The following is a 207-nucleotide window of genomic DNA, read 5'->3' as shown; positions in this document are numbered from 1 at the left end:
CCTCTGTACCTTTTCATTGTTAAAGGTAACGGCGCCATTGCGGCCTTCTGTGATGTCAAATACAGCCTTCATTGCTTCTTTTCTGGCGTTTTCCGTCATTCCGGACAGTCCACTCGGCCGGTAGCGGATATTGTCCAGTTCCTCTACCGTATAGGTTCCGGCTTTCAGTCCCGAAAAGATAACGGAATTTTGTACGACACCGTTTTG

General features: G+C 48.3%; 1 protein-coding gene. It reads right to left on the bottom strand.

Annotation, left to right across the window (positions count from 1 at the left end; all coding sequences use genetic code 11):
* Window positions 1-207, bottom strand: a 207-nt coding sequence (locus NE619_RS18800) for a hypothetical protein (protein ID WP_256133961.1), incomplete at both ends; no start/stop codon positions are given.

The sequence above is a fragment of the Anaerovorax odorimutans genome (assembly GCF_024459955.1).
In the GTDB taxonomy this organism is placed as follows: Bacteria; Bacillota; Clostridia; order Peptostreptococcales; family Anaerovoracaceae; genus Hominibacterium; species Hominibacterium odorimutans_A.
This window is presented reverse-complemented; position numbering and strand designations above follow the sequence as displayed.